The following is a 3165-nucleotide window of genomic DNA, read 5'->3' as shown; positions in this document are numbered from 1 at the left end:
CCACAATAAAGGAGAGAAACACTTTTCCATTTACATTGTTGGCTTTTGCCTCTGCCGGATATTTAATAGACTGTTTAAGGTATTCATAAAACTTAGCCATACCGCCAGGAAACGAAGGCTGTTTATCGATAGAAACAAAGTCATAGACTTTTGAATCTTCAACGATTGTAATGGGTTCCAATCGCGTATACCCTTTAAGTGAAACTTCTTCCACTTTTGAAGTGCTGTTTTGGCTGTCTTTGAAAGCAACGGTAAGCACATAGTTACCATTCTTCGATGTATCAAACTTTTTATAAGCCAGCACCTGTTGAATCACAGCAGCGTCGGCACCAGATCCAATGGGCTTTCCAACGATACCGATGTTTTCAACGTTTCCATCTTTAATGGTGAAGCGTACATTCGTGCTTCCGTTAAGCCATTTACCATTAGACAGGTTAGGCAATGCGATGGTGCTGCTCAAATGCGTATAAAAGTCTTTCCAGCCATCTTGTAAAGGACTTAATTCACCTACGAGGGCTAACGGCTTGTCAAGAGGAATTTGCTCGCTTAGCGCTTTTAATTTTTCATTTTCGCTGATTGTAGCTGACGACAACATTAAAGCGAGGCCAAATAAAGGCACAAACAGGCCATATTTTAGTAGGGCGGTTTTGGTTGATTTTCTTTTATAAAGCATAAAGATTCTTTTTTTAAGGAGTGGTTTGTTGAAAAAGCTGTTAGTCAGGCTGCTGGCAGGTACGCCAAGGGCTTTGCTGACTAATAAAAGGGCATATTGTTCTTTATCGCCCATGAATTGAACAGCTTGCTCATCTGCCAAATATTCATGGATGCTTTTAAGGCTGTGTTTATAGAGGTAGATGATGGGATTAAACCAGTTAATGATGCCCATGAGCTCGATGAACAATACATCTACAGAGTGGTATTGCTGGCTATGTACATCTTCGTGGTGTTGTATGGTGTCTACGCCTTGTAAATTTGGATCAATGACGGTTCGGTTAAAGAAGGAAAAGGCGGCACCTGCGGTTGTTACTTTAAGCAGCTTTTTTACTTTTAACAATTGGAATATAAATTTCAACAGAAAGAAGAGCAGACCTCCCAGATACACCAGGGCAATGAGCTGTCCGGGCGACATGACTGTCTCATCAGGGAGGGTAGTGGCTTCAGCGATCAGTTGGTTCAAGTGGCTGGCACTTTCATATACGGGTTGCACCACCGTTTGTTCGCTGAACCATTTGACCTTGATAAAAGGCAAGCTGAAGGAAAGGATACCGGCAGCCATAAGGTATATCCGGTTCAGGATAAAGTAAGTTTCTTTATCAAGGAGCAGCTTGTAAAAGGCGTAAAATACCACCAGGTAAATATTGGCCTGCAAAAGATAATGTGCCCAGTTCATCTTGGTCGGTTTTTCATTTTATTAATCATTTTTAAGATCTCATCAACATCACTCAAGTCGAGCTTTTCTTCTTTCACAAAAAAGGAGAACATGCTTTCTACGGAGTTCTCAAAGTAATTGTCCAATAGCTTTGAGGTCGCATAACGTTTGTAATCTTCTTTGCTGATCAAGGGATAATACTGGTGGGCCTTGCCAATTGCATGATGGTCTACAAATCCCTTCGTTTCCAAAATTCTGATAATGGTTGACACCGTGTTATAGGCAGGTTTTGGCTCGGGGAGGTGATCCATCACATCCTTGACAAAGCATTTGTCGAGCTGCCAGATGATTTGCATCAGCTGCTCTTCTGCTTTGGTTAAGTCTTTTATTTCCATGGTTTTATATAGCTTTAATTAGGTTTAATAAAGCTATAACTAAAAAGTTAGTTATACAAGTTTTTTATAACTAATTTTTTAGTTGATAGGATTTTGGCAGACGCAATTATAAAGTAGCATAATTGTGTTTGTATCATAAATGGGAAAGCTTAAGCTTTTCTGGCAGTAAGGATGACCGAGGTGTAGGACACAACTAGTCTAACTATGGAACAGAAGTTTTATATAGGAGTTCTTCGGCATAAGATTTCTTATGCTAAAGCATATTCTTCTTTGATCTCCTGGCTGTGGGCAGGCAAAGAGGCGAAGAGAGGAGAGATTGTTTAAACAAGTAAGCAATTCCTTCGCTTATTTAAAGGAAGTGCTTACTTTTAACAATGAACTTTCAGTGTTTACTTTGCTCTTAACAATGTGCTCTTGTTCAGCATTACTGTTGATGCTGGTGGTGAAGGTTAATAACATCATCACAAAAACAGGGACTAATAAGAGTATAAATGGCGAAACGTTTGCTAACTTTTTCATAATGATTCGTTTTGATAGAACAAATAGAACCATAAATAAATTGCTGCTAAAATCTTTTAGACCAAGCCTCTTTTATTCTAGATCAACGCTCAAATAGCTTATTTTTTGTCATTTTGCCTGTTTTTGAGCTTTCGTAGAATAAAATTGCCCGTTCGTCGAAAGACTGCGCTTATACAGGATTAGTTTTTTTATTTTAGAACCGGTTAATTTTGTTTTAAGAACGCAGGTAAGCTAAGCTTACAGGTTAATAAAGACAAGGTATGACGAACGTAATCCTCATGAGTAAACACGTGTCAAAAGCAATAGATGATACTGCTGACCGCCTCATGATTAATATTGAACACACTCATGAAATACAAAGGCCATATTATTATTCATATTATCTTCTGGTTATTCCTGGGGATGATTTGCATGTTGGCCATCATCAGCAGTAAGCAAAAAAGTACCGGCTATGAGCTACTGGTCCATTTTGGGTATTATGGGCTTATCAACATCTCTATTTTTTACATTAACTATATGTTGCTGATTCCGCAGCTGGTAAGGGATCGCAAAAGGTATAGCCTCTATATCATATCCATTGTGCTGCTCATTATATTTATGGGTATCCTTAAAACGCTGGTGGCCTTGTTATACAGTGATATTGTATTGACATATACCAATGAAGTAGGAGAACAGGTGTTTACAGGTCTGCCACAATATATATTAAGGTCTGTATTTATTTCGGGTTTTTTTATTGTCATTAGCGCGCTGATTAAGTTTGCCGTAGACTGGTTTGGCAATGAGAGGGTTCAACGCCAGCTGGAGAGTGAAAAAAAGGACATGGAACTTCAGTTTTTAAAGTCGCAGCTCAACCCTCATTTTCTCTTCAATTCTTTAAACAAC

Annotated in this window: 4 protein-coding genes; 1 reads left to right on the top strand and 3 read right to left on the bottom strand. The window is 38.8% G+C overall.

Going from position 1 to position 3165, the window contains the following annotated elements:
• The 3 genes from ACR2F7_RS10985 to ACR2F7_RS10975 all read right to left on the bottom strand — a co-directional run.
• A partial coding sequence (locus tag ACR2F7_RS10985; protein WP_432713609.1) for a M56 family metallopeptidase occupies positions 1-1390 on the bottom strand: 1390 nt, incomplete at its 3' end.
• Positions 1387-1764, bottom strand: a complete 378-nt coding sequence (locus ACR2F7_RS10980; RefSeq protein WP_432713608.1) for a BlaI/MecI/CopY family transcriptional regulator — start codon at positions 1762-1764, stop codon at positions 1387-1389. The genes ACR2F7_RS10980 and ACR2F7_RS10985, both read right to left, overlap by 4 nt.
• A 345-nt stretch (positions 1765-2109) precedes the next feature.
• Positions 2110-2283, bottom strand: coding sequence for a hypothetical protein (locus ACR2F7_RS10975; RefSeq protein WP_432713607.1), 174 nt, complete (start codon positions 2281-2283; stop codon positions 2110-2112).
• Positions 2284-2631: 348 nt separating this feature from the next.
• On the opposite strand from ACR2F7_RS10975, the gene ACR2F7_RS10970 reads away from it, so the two are divergent.
• Positions 2632-3165 (top strand): histidine kinase (locus tag ACR2F7_RS10970; RefSeq protein ID WP_432713606.1); only part of this gene is annotated, 534 nt, incomplete at its 3' end.

Source organism: Pedobacter sp. (assembly GCF_045628745.1).
Lineage (GTDB): Bacteria > Bacteroidota > Bacteroidia > Sphingobacteriales > Sphingobacteriaceae > Pedobacter.
The sequence above is the reverse complement of the archived record's forward strand: the minus strand, read 5'-3'. Positions and strand labels throughout refer to the sequence as shown.